Here is a 19189-nt window from a genome sequence, read left to right on the forward strand (position 1 = left end):
CATGAAGCTCAACGCCGCCCAGCTCAGCAAACACCTGCAAGGCAATCTCGCCCCCGTCTATGTCGTCAGCGGTGACGAGCCTCTGCTCTGCCAGGAAGCCTGCGACGCTATCCGAAGCGCCTGCCGAACCCGCGACTTCAGCGAGCGCCAGGTGTTCAACGCCGAGAACAACTTCGACTGGGGCCTGCTGCTGGAGGCCGGAGCCAGCCTGTCGCTGTTCGCCGAGCGCCGCCTGATCGAACTGCGCCTGCCCTCCGGCAAACCCGGCGACAAGGGCGCAGCAGCCCTGATGGAATACCTGGCCCGCCCGCCGGAAGACACCGTCCTGCTGGTCAGCCTGCCTAAGCTGGATGGCAGCACGCAGAAGACCAAGTGGGCCAAGGCCCTGATCGACGGCGCGGACGCCCAGTTCATCCAGATCTGGCCGGTGGACGCCCACCAGCTGCCGCAGTGGATCCGCCAGCGCATGGCCCAGGCCGGCCTGGCCGCGAGCCAGGAAGCGGTGGACCTGATCGCCGCCCGGGTGGAAGGCAATCTGCTGGCCGCCGCCCAGGAGATCGAGAAGCTCAAGCTGCTTGCCGAAGGCGCTCAGGTGGACGCCGCCACGGTCCAGGCGGCCGTTGCCGACAGCGCCCGTTTCGATGTCTTCGGCCTGATCGACGCCGCACTCAACGGCGAACCCGCACACACCCTGCGCACCCTCGAAGGCCTGCGGGGCGAAGGGGTGGAAACCCCGGTGATCCTCTGGGCCCTTGCTCGTGAGCTGCGTCAGCTGGCCGGCATCGCCCAGCAATACGCCCAGGGCGTGCCACTGGAGAAAGCCTTCGCCTCGGCCCGCCCCCCGGTCTGGGACAAGCGCCGCCCACTGGTCAGCCGCGCCCTGCAACGTCACCCGGCTTCTCGCTGGAACCAACTGCTCAGCGATGCCCAACGCATCGATGCGCAGATCAAGGGGCAGGCCCCAGGTGATCCGTGGATCGGCCTGGCACACCTGGCCCTCAGCCTTGCCGGCCAGCGCCTGCCCATACCCGCCGCCTGACACTGGACATCGCCCGCACGCGGGCGCAAGATGCGCGCGCCTGCAAATCCGCAGGCGCCCAGTGGAGAGTCGGCCATGGCCAAGCAACGCAAGAAACCCAACAAGGCGAAGAGCATCGTCGCCCAACCCCTGTTCCGCAGCCGCCAGGAACAGCCACTTAAAGGCAAAGGCAGCTACCGCAGAGAAGCCTCCCGTAACTGGGAGGCTTCTTCGCTTCTGGCCGCCTGAAAACCCGGCATCCGTGCTAAGGTCGCGGCTTGTTTGGCCTGCCGTCGAGACCTGTCCATGTTCCGCGCACCAGCCCCCGGCCCCATGCTCCGCAGCCTGGCCGTGGCTTCCACCCTCGCAGCCCTGAGCGCCTGCGCCGAAACACCCACCGCCACCGCGCCCGCTTCCCAGTCCAGTACCGCCACGGCCACCGCCGTGCTGGCCACGCCCGGCCCGTCGAGCACGGCCACCACCCCGTCCCCGCTGATCGCCCAGCCCGGCGAGAGCTTCGAGCAATGGCGTGATCGTTTCCGCCAGGAAGCGCTGGCAGCCGGCATCCGCGCCACCATCCTCGACCAGGCCTTCGTCGGCGTCACCCCCGACCCGAGCGTGGTCGCCGCCGACCGGAGCCAACCCGAATTCACCCGCCCCGTCTGGGAATACCTCGACGGCGCGCTGTCGCCCTACCGCGTTCGCAAGGGCCAGGGCCTGCTGAAACAGCACGCCACCCTGCTCAGTGCCATCGAGGCCCGCTACGGCGTCGACCGCCAGGTCCTGGTGGCGGTGTGGGGCATGGAAAGCAGCTTCGGCCAGTTCATGGGCGAAAAGTCGGTGATCCGCTCCCTCGCCACCCTGGCTTATGAGGGGCGTCGCCCGACCTTCGCCCACGAACAACTGATCGCCGCCCTCGGCATCATCCAGCATGGCGACATCCAGCCCAGCGGCATGCGCGGCTCCTGGGCCGGCGCCATGGGCCAGACCCAGTTCATCCCCACCACCTACAACAGCCACGCCGTGGACTTCGACGGCGACGGTCGCCGCGACATCTGGAACTCCACCGCCGATGCCCTGGCCTCCACCGCCCATTACCTCAAGGCCTCCGGTTGGCAGATGGGCAAACCGTGGGGCGCCGAGGTGCGGCTGCCGGCCGGCTTCGACTACGCCCAGGCCGACGCGGACATCCGCAAGACAGTCGGTGAGTGGCGCCAGCTCGGGGTCCAGGTGCCCCTGGCACCGGGCCTCGACCAGGACCGCGCCGCACTGCTGGTCCCCGCCGGCCATCGCGGTCCGGCCTTCCTGGTGCTGGACAACTTCCGCGCAATCCTGCGCTACAACAACTCCTCTTCCTATGCCCTGGCCGTGGGCCTGCTGGCCCAGCGCTTCGACGGTGCGGGGCAGATCACCGGCGCCTGGCCGAAGGAAGACCGTCCCCTCAGCCGCACCGAGCGCATCGAACTACAAGAAGCCCTCGCCAGCAGCGGCTACAGCCCAGGTGCTGCCGACGGAATCATCGGTGCCAACACCCGCAAGGCCATCCGCGGCTACCAGCAGCGCCTGGGTTGGCCCGCCGACGGCTACCCCACTCCAGCCCTGCTGCTGCAGTTGCGCAACGGCCGCTGACACCTTCCTTTCGCCGGGTCCGAGCGGCCCGGCGACTGCCAGAACGGCACCACCTTTGTGGTAGAATCCGCCACCCTCCTTGCCCCCTGCGGCAGCCTGATCAGCCTCTAGCGGAGCCCGTCCGATGTCCGATACCAGTCCGTCCAAACCCGTCGCCAGTGGCGAGAAGTTCCGTACGGCCCAGGGGATCACCGCAATCAAGGACGGCCAGAAGCGCCGCAACTCCGCCGAGCCCCAGGTGTTCGAACCCAAGCCCAAGTGGCTGCGGGTCAAGGCGCCCGGTGGCAGCCGCTTCGAGGCGGTCAAGCGCAACGTCGGCGAACACCGCCTGAGCACCGTGTGCCAGGAGTCCCACTGCCCGAACATGGGCGAGTGCTGGTCCAACGGCACCGCCACCATCATGCTGATGGGCTCGGTGTGCACCCGGGCCTGCCGCTTCTGCGCCGTGGACACCGGCAACCCCAACGGCTGGCTGGATCTGGAAGAGCCGCAGAACACCGCCAAATCCGTCGAGCTGATGGCCCTGCGCTATATCGTACTGACCTCGGTGGACCGCGATGACCTCGACGACGGTGGCGCCAGTCACTACGCCGCCTGTGTGCGTGCCATCAAGGAGCGCACCCCGCAGGTGGTGGTCGAAGCGCTGACGCCGGACTTCGACGGCGACCTGCCTTCCATCGAGCGCGTGGTGGATTCGGGGCTGGAAGTGTTCGCCCAGAACGTCGAAACGGTGAAACGCCTCACCCACATCGTCCGCGACCCCCGAGCCGGCTACGAGAAGACCCTCGGCGTGCTGGCCCACGCCAAACGCCATCGCCCGTCGGTCCTGACCAAGACCAGCCTGATGCTGGGCCTGGGCGAGACCGACGAGGAGATCATCGAGACCATGGACGACCTGCGCGCCATCGGCGTCGACATCCTCACCCTCGGCCAGTACCTGCAACCGACCCGCAACCACCTGCCGGTACAACGCTGGGTCAGCCCGGAAGAGTTCAACCGTTTCCGCGACATCGGCCTGGAGAAGGGCTTCATGGAGGTCGCCGCCGGCCCGCTGGTGCGCTCCAGCTACCGCGCCGACCGCGTATTCGAAAAGAACAACCTGGGCCTCGCTGCGCCGGTGCCGGTTCCCGGCCAGTCCACCGACGAGAGCCTGATCCCGGCCCTCAACCTGAACTGATCCGCTCATAGTGAAAAGCACCCGTCGGCAGGCCGGCGGGGGCTTTTTCATGTCAGCGGCAATGAGGTCAGCCGGCGTAGCCGAGCCGCACCCGCAGGGCCTGTTCCAGGCGCTCCGCCACCTCGTCGAGGGGCGCGGGCTGCGCCAGCAGGTCCTTCAGTTGGACCATCTTCAGCCCGGCATAGCCACAGGGGTTGATGCGCCAGAAGGGCGACATGTCCATGTCGACATTCAGCGCCAGGCCGTGGAACGAACAGCCACGGCTGACACGCAGGCCCAGTGAAGCGATCTTGTCGCCGTTCACGTAGACACCCGGCGCGTCGGCCTTGGGCGCCGCTTCGATGCCGTAGGTGGCCAGCACGTCCACCAGGCTCTGCTCCATGGCGGTGACCAACTCGCGCACGCCCAGACCGAGGCGGCGCAGGTCCAGCATCAGGTAGGCCACCAACTGACCGGGACCGTGGTAGGTCACCTGCCCTCCCCGGTCCACCTGGATCACCGGGATATCCCCTGGCGCCAGCAGGTGCTCGGCCTTGCCGGCCTGACCCTGGGTGAACACCTGGGGATGCTGCAGCAGCCAGATCTCGTCGGGCGTCTGCTCGTTACGCTCAGCCGTCAGGCGGCGCATCGCCTCGAAGGTGGGCAGGTACTCGACCAGCCCGAGGCGACGCACGATCAGCTCGGGCGCCACTACAGCACCATGTGCACACGGCCGGTGGCGCGCAGGTCGACGTGGATCGCCTGCAACTGGTCGACGCTGGTGGCGGTGATCAGCACCTGTACGGAGAGAAAGCGACCGTTGCGGCTGTCGCGGGCCACCAGGGTGGTGACATCGAGGTCGGGGGCGTGGCGCTGGATCACTTCGATCACCAGGTCGGCGAAACCTTCACCGGCATCGCCGATCACCTTGATCGGGTAGCGCTCGCAGGGGAATTCGATTTTCGGGGCTTGTACGTCGGTATCGGTCATGGCGGCGGCGGACCCATAGTCCGCGAGGCGGAAGCCCCGTCTCCTGTGGAGTACGGGGCTTCGGCAGTGGGTCAGTGGTGGGATCGGCTCAGTTGAACAGGCCGAAGAAGAACAGGCGGATGCTATCCCACAGGCGGCGGAAGAAACCACCCTCCTCGACAGCTTCCAGGGCAACCAGGTCGGCGCTGTGCACCACCTTGTCGTCCAGCTTCACTTCGACCTTGCCGATCACGTCACCCTGCTTGATCGGAGCGACCAGTTGGGGCGACAGGGTCATGGCGGCCTGCAGTTTCTGCAACTGGCCCTTCGGCAGGGTCAGGGTCAGGTCGTTGGCCAGGCCGGCCTTCACTTCGCGGGCGGTACCTTTCCAGACCTGGGCTTTGGCCAGCTCGGCGCCCTTCTGGTAGAAGGTCTTGGTCTCGAAGAAACGGAAGCCGTAGGTCAGCAGCTTCTGGGTCTCGGCGGCGCGGGCCTGTTCGCTGTTGGTGCCGAACACTACGGCGATCAGGCGCTGGTTGTCACGCACGGCGGAAGCCACCAGGCAGTAGCCGGCCTCGTCGGTGTGGCCGGTCTTCAGGCCGTCGACGGTCTTGTCACGCCACAGCAGCAGGTTGCGGTTGGGCTGCTTGATGTTGTTCCAGAGGAACTCCTTCTGCGAGTAGATGGCGTAATGGGCCGGGTCCTCGTAGATGATCGCGCGGGCCAGCAGGGCCATGTCGTGGGCGGAAGAATAGTGCTCCGGATTGGGCAGGCCGGTGGCGTTCATGAAGTGGCTGTTCTTCATGCCCAGCTTCTCGGCCGTGGTGTTCATCATGTCGGCGAAGGCGTCCTCGCTGCCGGCGATGTGCTCGGCCACCGCCACGCTGGCGTCGTTGCCGGACTGGATGATGATGCCGTGAAGCAGGTCGCCCAGGGCCACCTGGGTGTTGACCTTGACGAACATGCGCGAGCCGCCGGTGCGCCAGGCGTGCTCGCTGATGGTGACCGGGTCGTTCTCGCCGATCTGGCCCTTGCGGATTTCCAGGGTGGCGATGTAAGCGGTCATCAGCTTGGTCAGGCTGGCAGGCGGCAGGCGCTCGTCACCATTGTTCTCCACCAGCACCTGGCCGCTCTGTGCGTCCATCAGTACATAGGACTTGGCAGCTAGTTGCGGGGGGGCGGGAATGATCTGCTCGGCGGCCTGCGACACCGGCATGGCGATGAGCAGAGCGGCTGGCAGTAGGAGGCGTTTCGCGAAGCTGATGATGTTCATCCGTCTCTCTGAATTGGTTGAAGGTGAAACAGTCCCTTGCGGGAAGAAGGAGGGCGACCCCGGAACCGCGCACTGCTCCGGGTCCGCCGTCCGGCGTCAGTCCGGTTTGACCAGGGTCGGCTGACCCAGGTTCGCCAGCCTGATGCTGTCCTGGAGCTGCTGGGCTTCACCCTGAGTGTCGATCGGCCCCAGACGCACCCGATGCAAGATCTGCTGGTTGCGGGCCACCGAGCTGATGAACACCGGGGCAGCCACCATCGAGCTGAGCTTGTCCTTCAGGAGTTCCGCAGCGTCCGGATTGGCGAAGGCGCCAACCTGGAGATACAGGCCAGAGGCTCCGAGTGAAGCGTTTTTTTTTGAGTCGATCTGCACCGGCATCACGGGAGCGGCGTGCTGCTCAGGCGGCGGGGTGTACTGTTCGACCGTGGAGGCGGCCACGATGGGTGCTTGCGTGGCAGGCGCCGGCTGGGGCTTGGCTACCTGCTGCGGCTGGGCCAGCACCATGGGCACCGGACGCCCCTGGGCAGCCCACCACTCATGGGGGTCGATGCCCTCGACCTTCACACGCGCGGTGCCGACCTCGGCATAGCCGAGTTTCTTCGCCGCAGCGAAGGACAGATCGATGATGCGGTCGGAATAGAACGGCCCGCGGTCGTTGACCCGCAGGATCACGCTGCGGCCGTTCTCCAGGTTGGTCACCCGCACGTAGCTGGGCAACGGCAGGGTCTTGTGGGCGGCGGTCATGCCATAGAGGTCGTAGGCCTCGCCGTTGGCAGTGGCCTGGCCGTGGAACTTGGTGCCGTACCAGGAGGCGGTGCCCACGGCCTGGTAGCGGCGGGCGTCGGCCATCGGGTAGTAGGTCTTGCCCATCACGGTGTAGGGGTTGGCCTTGAAGCTGCCGTAGTGGGGCATCGGCACCGCATCGGGAATGCGCGAGACGTCCACATCCCACCAGGGCGCGCCATCCTTGTGCGGACGGGAGTAGTCGCCCGGCCCGGAGATCGGGCCACCCGGCTGGGTGTACTGGGGGCTGCGACTGCTGGAGCAGCTGGCCAGCAACAGGGCCAGGGTGCCGTAGGTGGCAATTCGAATCGGAAGAGACCGCATGGATTAACGCCCGCCCCGCGCTTTGACCAGGGATTCGGAAAGCTGATGCACGGCCATGGCGTACATCACGCTGCGATTGTAGCGGGTGATCACGTAGAAGTTGGGAAGCCCCATCCAGTACTCCAGGCCATCGGCGCCGTCGAGCTTGAACGCAGTGACGGCGAGATCATCGCGCAAGGCATCGCCGCTTGCCCAGCCCAGGGCACGCAGTTCACCCACGCTTTTCGTCGGTTCAAGGCCTTCGCTGAGGCCCTCGTCGGCCTGCTCGCCACGCACCTGGGCGCGGCTGACCACCTGTGCACCGGCGGCCCAGCCATGGCGCTTGAAGTAGCTGGCGACGCTGCCGATGGCGTCCACCGGGTTGCCCCAGATGTCGATATGACCGTCGCCGTCGAAATCCACGGCATAGGCACGGAAGCTGCCCGGCATGAACTGCGGCAGACCCATGGCGCCGGCGTAGGACCCCTTAACGCTGAGTGGGTCGATCTGCTCTTCGCGGGCCAGCAGCAGGAACTCCTTGAGCTGCTTGCGGAAGAAGTCCGCGCGCGGCGGGTAGTCGAAGCCCAGGGTGGACAGCGCATCCATCACCCGGTAGCTGCCGGTGTTGCCGCCGTAGAAGGTCTCGACACCGATGATGGCGACGATCACCTGGGCCGGCACGCCGTACTCCTGCTCCGCACGGGCCAGGGCCTCGGCGTGCTGGTTCCAGAACGCCACGCCCTTCTGGATGCGTGCATCGGTGATGAAGATCGGCCGGTATTCCTTCCACGGCTTGACCCGTTCGGCCGGGCGCGAGATCGCATCGAGGATGGCCTGCTTGCGCTGCACCTCACGGAACAGGGCGACCAGTTGCTCCCCGGCGAAGCCATAATCGCGGGTCATCTCCGAAACGAATTCGGCCACCTGCGGGCTGCCGTCGTAATCCCCTGCCAAGGCCGGGCCGGCGAGGCCCAGCAGGCCTGCCAGGCCGATCCCGGCGGCGCCTTGCACCATCCAGCTACGCAGTACGTTCAATGCTTCCACTCGTTTCAAACCTGGGCGATCCATTTGCGATGGGTGTGGACCGCCATCAAAACCCCGAAGCCCGACAACAGCGTCACCAGGTGGGTGCCACCGTAGCTGATGAAGGGAAGGGGTACCCCCACGACTGGCAGCAGACCGCTGACCATACCGATGTTGACGAACACGTAGACGAAGAAGGTCATGGTCAGGCTGCCCGCCAGCAGCTTGCCGAACAGCGTCTGGGCCTGGGCGGTGATGACCAGCCCGCGCCCGATCAGCAGCAGGTAGACCAGCAGCAGGATGCAGATGCCCACGAGCCCGAACTCTTCGCCGAGGACGGCAATGATAAAGTCCGTGTGGCTTTCGGGCAAAAAATCCAGGTGCGACTGGGTGCCCAGCAGCCAGCCCTTGCCGAATACCCCGCCGGAACCGATGGCCGCCTTGGACTGGATGATGTTCCAGCCCGTGCCCAGCGGGTCGCTCTCGGGGTCGAGGAAGGTCAGCACGCGCTGCTTCTGGTAGTCGTGCATCACGAAGTACCACATGCCCACCGCCACCGGGACCACCGCCGCCACCGCACCAAGGATCCAGCGCCACTGCAGACCGGCCATGAACAGCACGAAGGCGCCGGAGGCCAGGATCAGCAACGCCGTGCCCAGGTCAGGCTGGCGCACCACCAGCACGAAGGGCACGACGATCAGCGCCAGGCTGACCACGATGTGCTTGAGCTTGGGAGGCAAGGTCCGTTTGGACAGGTACCAGGCGATCATCGCCGGCATCAGGATCTTCATGAACTCCGCCGGCTGGAAGCGGATCACCCCGGGAATGTTGATCCAGCGGGTCGCGCCCATCGCGTTGTGGCCCATCACGTCCACCACCACCAGCAGCAGCACCCCGCCGGCGTAGCCCAGGGGCACCCAGCGGGCCAGGAAGCGTGGCTCGAACTGGGCGATGGCGCACATGGCCGCCAGGCCGATGCCGAAGGACGAGGCTTGCTTCATCAGCAGGTCCCAGTGCTTGCCACTGGCGGAATAGAGGACGAACAGGCTGCCCACCGCCAGCAACAGCAGCAGCAGCAGCAACTGGCCATCGATGTGCAGGCGCTGCAGCAGGCTGGCCCGGCGGCGCATCACGTCTTCATTGGACAGGGTGCGGTCGAAGTTGCTGTTCATCGGCGAATACTCGCATCAGCGGTCGCAGGCGCGCCTGCAGGGCGGAATTCGGGCTTGAGCTGGCCGTCCGGTCCAAGCAGCCAGGCGTCCATCACCTGCTTGACCACCGGCGCCGCCACCCCGGAGCCGGACTCGCCGTTCTCCACCATCACCGCCACGGCGATCTTCGGATCGTCGGCCGGGGCGAAGGCGATGAACAGCGCGTGGTCGCGGTGGCGCTCCTGGACCTTCGAGCGGTCGTAGCGCTCGCCCTGCTTGATGGCGACCACCTGGGCCGTACCGGACTTGCCGGCAATGCGGTAAACGGAGGCGGCGCCCACCTTGCGGGCGGTGCCCCGCGCACCGTGCACCACCTGCTCCATGCCGGAGCGCGCGTAGTCCCAGAACTTCGGGTCGCGCAGGGTGATGTCGGGCATCGGGTTCTCGTCCACCGGCGGCTCGCCGCCGATGCTCTTGGCCAGGTGCGGGCGGACCCACCTGCCACGGTTGGCCATCAGCGCGGTGGCCTGGGCCAGTTGCAACGGCGTGGCCTGCATGTAGCCCTGGCCGATGCCGAGGATCAGCGTCTCCCCCGGGAACCAGGCCTGGCGGTAACGGGAACGCTTCCAGTCGCGGGAGGGCATCAGACCCGGCGTTTCCTCGAACATGTCCAGCGCCACCTTCTGGCCGAAACCGAAGCGGCTCATGGACTGGTGCAGGCGATCAATGCCCATCTTGTGGGCAAGGTCGTAGAAGTAGGTGTCGTTGGACCGCATGATCGCGGCCTCCAGGTTCACCCAGCCGTCACCGGAGCGGTTCCAGTTGCGGTACTTGTGATCGTAGTTGGGCAGTTGGTAGTAGCCCGGGTCGAACACCCGTGAATCCGGCGTCACCACCCCGGCTTCGAGACCGGACACCGCCACCATCGGCTTGACCGTCGAACCCGGCGGATAGAGCCCGCGCAGCACGCGGTTGTACAGCGGCCGGTCGATGGAATCGCGCAGCTCGGCGTACTGCTTGAAGCTGATGCCGGTGACGAAGGGGTTCGGGTCGAAGCTCGGCTGACTGACCATGGCCAGCACATCGCCGCTGGATGGCTCGATGGCCACGATGGCGCCCCGGCGCCCACCCAGGGCGTCCTCTGCCGCTTCCTGCAGGTGCGCATCCAGGGTCAGCACCAGGTCCTTGCCGGGCTTCGGGTCGGTGCGCTTGAGCACCCGCAGCACACGGCCACGGGCGTTGGTCTCGACTTCCTCGTACCCCACCTCGCCGTGCAGCGTGTCCTCGTAGAAGCGCTCGATTCCGGTCTTGCCGATGTGGTGGGTGCCGCTGTAGTTGATCGGGTCGAGCTCCTTGAGCTCCTTCTCGTTGATCCGCCCGACGTAGCCCACCGAGTGAGCGAAGTGCGCGCCCTGCGGGTAGTGGCGTACCAGTTGGGCAGCCACCTCCACACCGGGCAGGCGGAACTGGTTCACCGCGATGCGGGCGATCTGCTCCTCGGTCAGCTCGAACAGCACCGGCACCGGCTCGAAAGGGCGTCGACCCTGCTTCATGCGCTTCTCGAACAGCGCGCGGTCGTCCGGCGTCAGCTCCAGCACCTCGACGATCACGTCCAGCACGCTCTTCCAGTCGCCAGCGCGCTCGCGGGTCACCGTCAGGCTGAAGCTGGGGCGGTTGTCGGCGATGATCAGGCCGTTGCGGTCGAAGATCAGCCCCCGTGTCGGCGGGATCGGCTGCACATGCACCCGGTTATTTTCCGAGAGCGTGGAGTGGTACTCGTACTGGATCACCTGCAGGTAATACAGGCGGGCAATCAATGCGCAGGTCAGCAGCAACACCGCAACGGCACCCACCACGACGCGCCGACGCACCAGGCGGGCATCCTTCTCGTGGTCCTTCAGGCGGATCGGTTGCGGCATCGGTACGGCTTACTTGTGGTAGGGGTGCCCGGAGAGCACGGTCCAGGCGCGGTAGATCTGCTCGCCCACCAGAATCCGCACCAGCGGGTGCGGCAGGGTCAGCGGCGACAGCGACCAGCGCTGCTCGCTGCGCGCGCACACCTCCGGCGCCAGCCCCTCGGGGCCACCCACCATGAGGTTCACGGTACGCGCGTCGAGGCGCCAGCGGTCGAGCTCGGCAGCCAGTTGCTCGGTGCTCCAGGCACGCCCTTCGACTTCCAGGGTGACGATGCGTTCCCCAGGCTGGACCTTGGCCAGCATCGCCTCGCCCTCCTGGCGGATCATCCGCGCCACGTCGGCGTTCTTGCCGCGCGTGGTCAGGGGGATTTCCACCAGATCGAGGGACAGCTCGGACGGCAGGCGCTTGGCGTACTCGTTCCAGCCCTCCTCCACCCAGCGGGGCATGCGCGAGCCGACGGCGATCAGACGCAGACGCAAGGCGGTGCTCCGTTATTCCTGGGGATGCTGGGCGCGGCTCTGCTCGGCGCCCTGCCACAGGCGCTCCAGGTCGTAGAACTGGCGGGTGGCGACCTGCATCACATGCACGACCACATCCCCCAGGTCCAGCAGGGCCCACTCGCCGCCGTCCAGGCCTTCGCTGCCCAGGGCGCGGACGCCGTTTTCCTTGACCTTCTCCAGCACGTTCTCCGCCAGGGACTTGACGTGGCGGCTGGAGGAGCCGCTGGCGATCACCATGAAGTCGGTGACGCTGGTCTTGCCGCGTACATCGATGGTGGTGATGTCCTGGGCCTTCATGTCTTCAAGCGCCGCGAGGGCGATCTTGACCAGTTCTTCGTTTTGCATCGGTTCAATTACCTCGGATGAATCAGTTCGCCGCACGGTACAGACCGTGCGCGTGGATATAGGCCAGCACCGCGTCGGGCACAAGGAAGCGCACCGAGCGCCCGTCGGCCAGCAACTGGCGGACCTGCGTGGCGGAAACCGCCAGCGGGGACTGCCAGACGAATGAAATCTGTCCGCCAGGCCCGCTCAGGCCCAGCGGATCGGCCACGCTGCGTGCCGCCAGCAGGTCGCGCAGCTCCTCCGGCGGCTCGGTGTCCGCATCCGGACGCTGCAGCACCAGGATGTGGCAGTGGCTCAGCAACTCGTCCCAGCGGTGCCAGCCCGGCAGGCCGCAGAAGGCGTCCCAGCCAAGCATCAGGAACAACTGGTCGGACTCGCCCACTTCGGCCCGCAGCGACTCCAGGGTGTCGATGGTCCAGGACGGCCGCTCGCGGCGCAGCTCGCGGTCGTCCACCCGCAGCGGCGGCAGGTCGGCCACCGCCAGCTCCACCATCGCCAGCCGGTCGGCCGCCGATACCTGCGGTGCCTCGCGGTGCGGCGGGCGGGCGCTGGGGATCAGCCGCAGCTGGTCGAACGCCATCAGCTCGGCCACCTCGAGGGCGCCCCGCAGATGGCCGATGTGGACCGGGTCGAAGGTGCCGCCGAAGAGGCCGATACGCTGGATCATCAGGTGCGGATGTGCCCGTCGCCGAAGACCACGTACTTCTCGCTGGTCAGCCCTTCCAGGCCGACCGGGCCGCGTGCGTGCAGCTTGTCGGTGGAGATGCCGATCTCCGCGCCCAGACCGTACTCGAAGCCATCGGCGAAGCGGGTGGAGGCGTTCACCATCACCGAGGCGGAATCCACCTCGGTGAGGAAGCGCCGCGCATCACTGAAGTTCTCGGTGATGATCGCGTCGGTGTGTTGCGAGCCGTAGGTGTTGATGTGCTCGATGGCCTGCTCCAGACCATCGACGATGCGAATGGACAGGATCGGCGCGTTGTACTCGGTGCGCCAATCGTCCTCGGTCGCCTCCAGCACGTCGCTGCCCAGCAGCGCGCGGGTGGCCGCATCGCCACGCAGCTCGACGCCCTTGTCGCGGTAGATGGCGGCCAGCGGCGGCAGCACACGCTCGGCGATGCCACGGTGTACCAGCAGGGTTTCCATGGTGTTGCACGGCGCGTAGCGCTGGGTCTTGGCGTTGTCCGCCACGCGGATGGCCTTGTCGAGGTCGGCGGCGATGTCGATGTAGACGTGGCAGATGCCGTCCAGGTGCTTGATCACCGGCACCTTGGCGTCGCGGCTGATGCGCTCGATCAGGCCCTTGCCACCACGGGGGACGATCACGTCCACGTACTCCGGCATGCTGATCAGCGCGCCCACGGCGGCGCGGTCGGTGGTTTCCACCACCTGCACCAGTTCGGCGGGCAGGCCGGCGTCAGCCAGGCCCTGCTGGATGCAGCGGGCAATGGCCTGGTTGGAGTGGATGGCCTCGGAACCACCACGCAGGATGGTGGCGTTGCCCGACTTCAGGCACAGGCTGGCCGCGTCGATGGTCACGTTCGGGCGCGACTCGTAGATGATGCCGATCACCCCCAGCGGCACACGCATCTTGCCCACCTGGATGCCGGAGGGCAGGTAGCGCATGTCGCGGATCTCGCCGATCGGGTCCGGCAGTCCGGCCACCTGGCGCAAGCCCTCGATCATGTCGTCGATGCGTGCCGGGGTGAGCGCCAGGCGGTCCAGCATGGCTGGCTCCAGGCCATTGGCCCGGCCGCTGGCCAGATCCAGCTCGTTGGCAGCGGACAGCTCCGCACGGGCGGCGTCCAGGGCATCGGCGGCGGCCAGCAGGGCGCGGTTCTTCTGCGCAGTGCTGGCACGGGCGGCCACGCGCGAGGCGGCGCGCGCAGCGCGGCCCAGGCGGGTCATGTAATCGAGAACGGACTCGGTCATGGTCTCGGCGTCTGGCGGTTGGGAAAAGTGGGCGATTATAGCCCGCGCGTGCGCCCGCCGCCCAGCAGCGCCGGGCGGATGGTAGACAGCCCGTTCCAGCGCATCGGCGAATCCCGTCCGAACGCCCAGGCCACGCAGGCCGGGGCGAGACGGTGACACCCGCCCACACCCCACCCCACCGCCCCCGCCCGAAGGATGGGTAAACAAAATCGTCACCGGTGTTTACCTTCAAAGCGTGCCCCCGCGCCCCGAACCGCGGCGAGAACAACAACAAGGCGCCCGAGCGCCGGAGAATCGCCATGCATTACCGCACCGGTTACCACGCCGACCAGCTCGGCACGCCCCCGTCCGTCCTCGAAACAGGCACCTGGCGCCTGCATTACCAGGCCTGGTCCCGCCATGCCCACGACACCCGTCTCCCCATCCTGATGCTGGGGGGCGCATTCCAGAGCTTTCGCTCCTTCGCCGCCGAGGTGGAGGAACTGCTGGAGCACCACCCGGTGATCCTCCTCGATCTGCCCGGCCAGGGCGGCAACCTGCAACTGGCCCCGGAACTGGGGCTGGAGGCGCTGGCCGACCTGATCGCCGACTTCGCCGAGGCCCTCGCGCTGCCACCGCTGATGCCCATCGGCCTGTCCTACGGCTCGGCCCTGGCAGCGCTGTTCGCCAGCCGCCATCCCCAGCGCTGCGCACGCCTGCTGCTGGCGGGTGTGACCACCTTCGGTCGCCCTGGCGCCCGCGCCCTGCTGGAGGAGAGCCTGCACCTGCTGGAAGAGGAGCGCCTGGCGGAGTTCGCCCAGGGCTCGCTGACCGGCCTGATCAACCCATTGCGACTGGAACGCACCGGCATCAGCCCCGGCTTTCGCAAGGCCATGCTGCGCCAACTGCAACGCCTGACCGGCGCCGAGCGCGAGCGCTACCGGCAGAACAGCCGCCGCCTGCTGGACTTCGCCGGGTTCACGCACTACCCCAGGTGCCCGACCCTGGTGCTGGCCGGCGAGTTCGACCACTTCACCCAGCCCTGGGAGCACGCCGCCTTCACCACCGCCTGCACCCAGGCCGATTGCGCGCTGATCCACGACGGCGACCACCTTGCTCAGTTCGAGCGACGCAACGCCTGCGCCCAGCTTTACCGCCCCTTCTTCCTCGACCAGGCGCTGCCAGCCACGCCCATCGGCGCGACCCGCCTGGCCCGCAGCCGCCTCAATGAGATGGAGCGCCGCCAGGAGCTCCGGCTCGCGCCGGCACAGCGCGCCGCCCGGCTGCATCACGCCGAGCTGGGCAGCTTCCCGGTAGAGGTTCAGGAACTGGGTTTCTTCGGTGCCCACCTGCAGGGCGCGCTCCCGGCAGGGTTGCCGGTCCGAGGCTGGCAACTGGCAATGGAGGGCCTGCCAGCGCTGGACCTGCTGCCCCTGCGCCAGACCGGTGACGCGCTGTCCCTGGTGTTCACCCACATGGACGCCGCCGCCAGCGCCGCCCTTGCCGAGCACGTCCGCCCGGCGCAACTGGCAGCCGCCGCCTGATCGGCAGGCCACCGGGGCTCAGGCCCCGGTGCGGGCCTCCACCACCCGCACAAGGGCGGGCCAGCGCCCGGGTGCCAGGCCGAGCCCGGCCCCTGGCTCGCTTGGGTCAAGCACCGAGACCCGGTCGAAGCCGCAGGCGGAAAAGCCATCGACGATGGCCTCGGCACTGCGGTAGTGCAGCGGGTAATGCCCGCGCGTGAGCCGCCCCACCAACCCGACGCCCCAGCGCACCTGGCGGTAGCGCGGGTGCTCGCGCAGGTCGGGGTAGAGGTCGGTGAGGTAGGTCGCGCTGGGAAAGCTGCGCATCTGCTCGGCCAGGCGCCGCCAGAAGCCCTCGATCACCGGCAACTGGAAGTAGTTCACCAGCCCCTCGGTGATCACCACCACCGGCAGCCCGGTATCCAGGCCGGAGAACAGCGCCTCCAGCCCCTGGGCGCCCTCCCCGGCGAGGATGTCCACCGCACGCACCTGATGGCGACTGCTCAACCAACCCTCGGCGTGCAGCAACAGGCGCTTGCGCGCAGCCATCGGCGGCAGGTCCGCCTCCAGATAGCGCAACTGCGGATGGCGCAGGCAGAAGCGCCGCCCCCGAGGCGAGAGCCCACAGGCGATTTCCACCACCTGCACAACGCCCTCATCACGGATCGCCTGCTCCAGGCGGGCGTCGATCAGCAGGTGGCGCTGCAGCAGGAACTGCTCGATGTCCAGCCCGAACAGCGCCCGCGCGCCCCAGGCGATAGGGCTGAGCGCGCCGTGGACCCAACGCCCGAACGCCGTGGCGAAGGGCGCCTCGGCCAGGCGATGGCGGTACCAGACATAGCCGGTGTAGTGGGCACTGGGGGTGATGTGGGTGCTGTCGGCGCGAACGGCTCGGGTCATGGCGGGCTCTTATTGTTTTTCTGAGTGTGTTCCCGCCCCGCCGTTCAGCTTCGATCAAGCGGGGCTTCCGTATAATCGCCAGCCTATTCCGAGCCATAGCCCACCAACAGCCCATGCCCGACGATCCCACCCTAAGTTTGCCCTGGCCCGGCGCCCGCCCCCTGGCGGACGGGTTCTTCGACCGCGACGCCCAGGTGCTGGCCCGCGAGCTGCTGGGCAAGGTCATCCGCCACCGCGTCAACGGGCGCTGGCTGTCGGCCCGCATCATCGAGACCGAAGCCTATTACCTGGCCGAGAAAGGCAGCCACGCCTCCCTCGGCTACACCGAGAAGCGCCGGGCGCTGTTCCTCGATGGCGGTCACATCTACATGTATTACGCCCGGGGTGGCGACTCGCTGAACTTCAGCGCCCAGGGGCCCGGCAACGCGGTGCTGATCAAGTCCGCCTATCCCTGGGTGGATGCCGTGTCCGGCCCCGAGGCCCTGGCCGTCATGCAGGCCAACAACCCCGATGCCCAGGGTCGCCCGCGCCCGCCCGAGCGCCTCTGCAACGGCCAGACGCTGCTGTGCAAGGCGCTGGGGCTGAAGGTGCCGGACTGGGACGCGCAACGCTTCGACCCCGCCCGACTGTTCGTCGACGACACCGGCGCACATCCCACCGCCATCATCCAGACCACCCGCCTCGGCATCCCCAGCGGCCGCGACGAGCACCTGCCCTATCGCTTCGTCGACGCCACCTACGCCCGCCACTGCACGCGCAACCCGTTGCGCCGGGGGCAGCTCGAAGGCGAGCACTACCACCTGATCGAAGGAACGCCCGCATGACCGAATGGCTGCACGCCATCACCGACTGGCTCAGCGCCAACCCCCAATGGCTGGGCCTGGCCATCTTCACCATCGCCTGCGTCGAATGCCTGGCCATCGCCGGCATCATCGTGCCCGGCACTGTGCTGCTGTTCGCCGTGGCGGCCATGGCCGGCAGCGGCGCCCTGGGCCTGGGCGAGACCCTGCTGCTAGGCTACCTCGGCGGCCTGCTGGGGGACGCGATCTCCTACGGGCTGGGGCGGCGCTTCCACCAGAACATCCGCCGGCTGCCCGGGTTGCGCCACCACCCGGAGTGGCTGGCCGGGGCCGAGACCTACTTCCAGCGCTACGGCGTGGCCAGTCTGCTGGTGGGCCGCTTCATCGGCCCGCTGCGGCCCATGCTGCCCATGGTGGCCGGCATGCTGGACATGCCGCTGCTGCGTTTCACCGTCGTCAGCCTGGTGGCAGCAGCCGGCTGGTCCGTGGCCTACCTGCTGCCCGGCTGGGCCACCGGAGCAGCCTTGCGCCTGCCGTTGCCGGAGGGGTTCTGGAGCGAGGCCGCCGTGGTGGTGGTCGCGGTGCTGGTGATGATCGGCCTGATCGTCCAGGGCAGCCTGCGGCACAAGCGCTGGGCCACCTCGCTCGCCGCTGGCCTGAGCCTGGTGCTGCTGGTGGCGCTGTTCTTCGGCTGGTCGTCCCTGCATGACTTCGACCAGGGCCTGATGGCACTGGTGCAGGAGCAACGTCAGGCCACCCTCGACAGCCTGGCGGTGCTGGTCACGCGCCTCGGCGATTTCCGCACCCAGTTCTTCGCCGGCGCGCTGATCACCGGCCTGCTGCTCCTGGCCCGGCAATGGCGCCACGCACTGTTTGCCGGCGGCACGCTGATCACCACCGCCCTGGCCAATGGCGCTCTCAAGCACCTGTTCGCCCGGGCCCGACCCGACGTGCTGGCCGAACCGCTGAGCAGCTTCAGCTTCCCCAGCGGCCACAGCTCCGCCGCATTCGCATTCTTCCTCGTGCTGGGGGTGCTGGCCGGCCGTGGCCAGCCGCCGCGCCTGCGCCTGACCTGGATGCTGCTGGCCTGCCTGCCGGCTGCCAGCATCGCGCTGTCGCGGGTCTACCTCGGGGTGCACTGGCCGACCGACATCATCGCCGGCGCCCTGCTGGCCAGTTGCGTGTGTGCCGGCTGGCTGGCACTGATCCAGCGCCAGGCCTCGCTGCCGGCACTGAGTCCACGGGTCTGGTGGCTGTTGCTGCCGGCCGCACTGGCTCTGCTCGGCGGCTTCGCCACCTGGGCGCTGCCAGAGGCCTTCAGCCTGTATCGCTACAAATAGGAAGGCGCCTGGGCGTGGCGAAAGAAGGGCCACGCCCGGCGTGATCAGGCGATGACGTCGCCCTGCAGGCGGTTCAGCAGCGTCTGCAGGTGGTCGAGCCGCGCATCCGGGCTGCCCAGGGCCAGCAACTCCAGCTTCTCATCGAGGGAGAACGGCAGCAGGTAGGCCAACTGGTTGGCCAGCTCCTGCTGGCCGTGGGCCAGGCCGCCCATGCCCAGCCCCTTCACCAGCGGGTGCTCGGCCAGTGCATTGAGCAGCGCGGCCAGGTCAGCGTGCTCCGGCAGCAACGGCCGGTCGGCATCATCGTCGTCCAGCCAGGCGATATCCCCCAGGGTGAGCTGGTCGGCCTGCACACGCGTGCTTTCGACCGTGAAGCGTCGAGCGCCCTCGACCCGGATGCCCAGCAGCCCGTTGGGCAGTTGCTGCCAGTCACGGATCAGCGCCTCGCACCCCAGGGGCGCAATGCGATGGGCGGCGCTGCCGACCTCCTCACCTTCGAGGATGCCCACCACGCCAAAGCCGGCACCCTGCTTCATGCAGCGCCCGATCATGTCCAGGTAGCGCGCCTCGAACAACTGCAGGTCGAGCATGCAGCCGGGGAACAACACGGTATTCAAAGGAAACAGCGGCAGTTCCATCACTCGTCCC

The 19189-nt window shown here is 67.7% G+C and carries 20 protein-coding genes; 7 read left to right on the plus strand and 13 right to left on the minus strand.

Annotation, left to right across the window (positions count from 1 at the left end):
- Position 1: 1 nt before the first annotated feature.
- The 4 genes from holA (at position 2) to lipA (ending at position 3824) form a co-directional block, all read left to right on the plus strand.
- Entirely contained in the window at positions 2-1039 is a 1038-nt protein-coding gene (holA, locus tag A9G05_RS09820; RefSeq protein WP_069560797.1) for a DNA polymerase III subunit delta, read from the plus strand.
- Positions 1040-1114: 75 nt separating this feature from the next.
- Positions 1115-1267 carry an alternative ribosome rescue factor ArfA gene (gene arfA / locus A9G05_RS09825; protein WP_044410741.1) on the plus strand — a complete coding sequence of 51 codons (153 nt, stop codon included), beginning with the start codon at positions 1115-1117 and terminating at the stop codon, positions 1265-1267.
- A gap of 57 nt (positions 1268-1324) precedes the next feature.
- Positions 1325-2647 (plus strand): lytic murein transglycosylase, encoded by a 1323-nt coding sequence (locus A9G05_RS09830; RefSeq protein WP_069560798.1) that lies wholly within the window; start codon positions 1325-1327, stop codon positions 2645-2647.
- Between the two features lie 124 nt (positions 2648-2771).
- The gene (gene lipA, locus A9G05_RS09835) at positions 2772-3824 is read left to right on the plus strand and encodes a lipoyl synthase (RefSeq protein ID WP_069560799.1); all 1053 of its coding nucleotides are present in this window, start codon (positions 2772-2774) and stop codon (positions 3822-3824) included.
- 67 nt (positions 3825-3891) lie between these two features.
- Here lipA and lipB read toward each other — a convergent pair whose 3' ends face one another.
- The 11 genes from lipB to A9G05_RS09890 all read right to left on the minus strand — a co-directional run bounded on the left by lipB (position 3892) and on the right by A9G05_RS09890 (position 13999).
- On the minus strand, positions 3892-4515 hold the full coding sequence (lipB, locus tag A9G05_RS09840) for a lipoyl(octanoyl) transferase LipB (RefSeq protein WP_083265565.1): 624 nt from the start codon (positions 4513-4515) through the stop codon (positions 3892-3894).
- The gene (locus A9G05_RS09845; RefSeq protein WP_044410750.1) at positions 4515-4793 is read right to left on the minus strand and encodes a DUF493 domain-containing protein; all 279 of its coding nucleotides are present in this window, start codon (positions 4791-4793) and stop codon (positions 4515-4517) included. Before A9G05_RS09845 ends, lipB begins: the two co-directional genes overlap by 1 nt.
- Before the next feature lie 88 nt (positions 4794-4881).
- Entirely contained in the window at positions 4882-6045 is a 1164-nt protein-coding gene (locus A9G05_RS09850; protein ID WP_069560800.1) for a D-alanyl-D-alanine carboxypeptidase family protein, read from the minus strand.
- Positions 6046-6141: 96 nt separating this feature from the next.
- Positions 6142-7152, minus strand: a complete 1011-nt coding sequence (locus tag A9G05_RS09855) for a septal ring lytic transglycosylase RlpA family protein (protein WP_069560801.1) — start codon at positions 7150-7152, stop codon at positions 6142-6144.
- Positions 7153-7155: 3 nt separating this feature from the next.
- Entirely contained in the window at positions 7156-8166 is a 1011-nt protein-coding gene (gene mltB, locus A9G05_RS09860) for a lytic murein transglycosylase B (RefSeq protein WP_069560802.1), read from the minus strand.
- A gap of 14 nt (positions 8167-8180) precedes the next feature.
- Positions 8181-9284, minus strand: a complete 1104-nt coding sequence (gene rodA / locus A9G05_RS09865) for a rod shape-determining protein RodA (RefSeq protein ID WP_170832283.1) — start codon at positions 9282-9284, stop codon at positions 8181-8183.
- 38 nt (positions 9285-9322) lie between these two features.
- Entirely contained in the window at positions 9323-11224 is a 1902-nt protein-coding gene (gene mrdA, locus A9G05_RS09870; RefSeq protein ID WP_069560804.1) for a penicillin-binding protein 2, read from the minus strand.
- A gap of 9 nt (positions 11225-11233) precedes the next feature.
- Complete coding sequence (gene rlmH / locus A9G05_RS09875) at positions 11234-11701, minus strand: 23S rRNA (pseudouridine(1915)-N(3))-methyltransferase RlmH (RefSeq protein ID WP_044410767.1); 468 nt, start codon at positions 11699-11701, stop codon at positions 11234-11236.
- Positions 11702-11713: 12 nt separating this feature from the next.
- The gene (gene rsfS / locus A9G05_RS09880; RefSeq protein ID WP_044410769.1) at positions 11714-12067 is read right to left on the minus strand and encodes a ribosome silencing factor; all 354 of its coding nucleotides are present in this window, start codon (positions 12065-12067) and stop codon (positions 11714-11716) included.
- A 22-nt stretch (positions 12068-12089) separates the two neighbouring features.
- On the minus strand, positions 12090-12734 hold the full coding sequence (nadD, locus tag A9G05_RS09885) for a nicotinate-nucleotide adenylyltransferase (RefSeq protein ID WP_069560805.1): 645 nt from the start codon (positions 12732-12734) through the stop codon (positions 12090-12092).
- Positions 12734-13999, minus strand: a complete 1266-nt coding sequence (locus A9G05_RS09890; protein WP_069560806.1) for a glutamate-5-semialdehyde dehydrogenase — start codon at positions 13997-13999, stop codon at positions 12734-12736. The genes nadD and A9G05_RS09890 overlap by 1 nt, the downstream gene beginning before the upstream one ends.
- A 299-nt stretch (positions 14000-14298) precedes the next feature.
- On the opposite strand from A9G05_RS09890, the gene A9G05_RS09895 reads away from it, so the two are divergent.
- Entirely contained in the window at positions 14299-15522 is a 1224-nt protein-coding gene (locus tag A9G05_RS09895) for an alpha/beta fold hydrolase (RefSeq protein WP_069560807.1), read from the plus strand.
- Between the two features lie 18 nt (positions 15523-15540).
- Here A9G05_RS09895 and A9G05_RS09900 read toward each other — a convergent pair whose 3' ends face one another.
- Complete coding sequence (locus A9G05_RS09900; RefSeq protein ID WP_069560808.1) at positions 15541-16401, minus strand: class I SAM-dependent methyltransferase; 861 nt, start codon at positions 16399-16401, stop codon at positions 15541-15543.
- A 113-nt stretch (positions 16402-16514) separates the two neighbouring features.
- Here A9G05_RS09900 and A9G05_RS09905 point away from each other — a divergent pair, with 113 nt between their 5' ends.
- Together A9G05_RS09905 and A9G05_RS09910 are read left to right on the plus strand one after the other, a co-directional pair.
- A complete protein-coding gene (locus A9G05_RS09905; RefSeq protein ID WP_069560809.1) occupies positions 16515-17225 on the plus strand; it encodes a DNA-3-methyladenine glycosylase in 711 nt (236 codons plus the stop codon).
- Complete coding sequence (locus tag A9G05_RS09910; RefSeq protein WP_069560810.1) at positions 17222-18541, plus strand: bifunctional DedA family/phosphatase PAP2 family protein; 1320 nt, start codon at positions 17222-17224, stop codon at positions 18539-18541. Before A9G05_RS09905 ends, A9G05_RS09910 begins: the two co-directional genes overlap by 4 nt.
- 44 nt (positions 18542-18585) lie before the next feature.
- Here A9G05_RS09910 and A9G05_RS09915 read toward each other — a convergent pair whose 3' ends face one another.
- On the minus strand, positions 18586-19179 hold the full coding sequence (locus A9G05_RS09915; protein ID WP_069560811.1) for an LON peptidase substrate-binding domain-containing protein: 594 nt from the start codon (positions 19177-19179) through the stop codon (positions 18586-18588).
- Positions 19180-19189 lie beyond the last annotated feature (10 nt).

This window comes from Pseudomonas sp. ENNP23 (genome assembly GCF_001728945.1).
Lineage (GTDB): Bacteria > Pseudomonadota > Gammaproteobacteria > Pseudomonadales > Pseudomonadaceae > Metapseudomonas > Metapseudomonas otitidis.